The sequence below is a fragment of the Spirosoma gilvum genome, from assembly GCF_054776815.1.
This window is the reverse complement of record NZ_BAAHBH010000036.1, coordinates 1-1,419: the sequence shown is the minus strand read 5'-3', so window position 1 is coordinate 1,419 and position 1,419 is coordinate 1. Positions and strand designations below refer to the sequence as shown.

The 1,419-nt window shown below is 47.9% G+C and carries 1 protein-coding gene; it reads left to right on the top strand.

Going from position 1 to position 1,419, the window contains the following annotated elements; all coding sequences use genetic code 11:
- Positions 1–256 precede the first annotated feature (256 nt).
- Positions 257–1,378, top strand: coding sequence for an IS110 family RNA-guided transposase (locus ACYVFD_RS35920; RefSeq protein WP_461095441.1), 1,122 nt, complete (start codon positions 257–259; stop codon positions 1,376–1,378).
- Positions 1,379–1,419 lie beyond the last annotated feature (41 nt).

Here is a 1,419-nt window from a genome sequence, read left to right as displayed (position 1 = left end):
CATACCTTCGCCTTTAGGTTTTGTTATTAAAAAAAGTGCAACTTCGGCAAAGCCATTGGTGAGTAGAAAAAGCGCGAACCCAACACAAATGCGTTCTGCTGGAACGACATAGCTTGTGTGGCTTGGCCCTACTCACCACCCCTTTCTCCCAGATTGAACAGTACCCAATGGCGTAGGGCTACTACGACCAAGAGTTATGTGTCAAATTGAGAAAGATTAATGGAAAAACCAATTCCTTAACCTAAAAATTAGCTTTATGGATCAGTCAGTTGTAACCCTCAAATATGGCGTCGGCATCGACATGGGCAAAGACTCCTTTTATGCCTGTATCAGTGCCATTGATGCAATCCAGCGCATCAAGATTAAGGCTACTCACGCCTTCGCCAATACCCTTAAAGGACTAACCGAATTCCACCGATGGGCCGACCACCATGCTAAGCAAAAGGATCTGCCGGTTCACTACCTGATGGAGGCCACGGGCGTGTATTATGAGCAGTTGGCTCTCTCGCTCCACCAGCGGGGCGCTCATGTGATTGTGGTGCTACCCCAGAAAGCCAAACACTACGTGAAGGCACTGGGCATCAAAACTAAAACTGATGGGGTCGATGCTCAGGCTCTGGCTACGATGGCCTGCCAACAAAGCTTGGAAGCCTGGCGACCTATCAGCGAAGCTATGTATAAACTGCGCCAGTTGACTCGACAACAGATTGATCTGCAAAACTTTAAGACCCAAATTGGCAACCAATTAAGCTGTCTGGAGATCGGTATGTACCAGTCAAAAGAAGTTAAAAAGCAGATGAGTAAACTCATTGATGAACTGGATAAGCAGATCACCGAATGCGAAAAACTGATCGCCAAAGCGGTCAATGACACCCCTGAATGGAAGCGCAAAGTGGAACAGATCTGCGCCATCAAGGGGGTAGGTTTATTGACCGTGGCTAACCTGATCACCGAGACTAATGAGTTCGCCTTGTTCGGGAATCAGCGTCAATTAGTAAGCTACGCGGGCTATGATGTAGTCGAGAACCAGAGCGGCAAACGAGTGGGCAAAACCCGGATCAGCAAGCGGGGCAATCACCGGATACGGCGGGGCTTACACATGGCTTCGCTAATGGTGGTTCGCTATGAACAGAAGCCCTTTATTGAGTTATATGAACGGGTCTTCGAGCGAACCAAAATAAAGATGAAGGGGTATGTAGCGGTTCAGCGAAAACTGTTAACGATTATCTATGCGTTGTGGAAAAAGGACGAGAAATATGACGGTGATTTTGGGAGTGAGGGGCAAAAAGAAGTAGCCCCAACTCAGGGGGCTACGCTGCATCGGCCACAAGTGGACGTGCTTGAGAAGGCGAATATAGGCGAATGGGTCGAATCTTGAAAAAATCATACCGGCTTTTTTGGAATTAAAGACAGTACCAC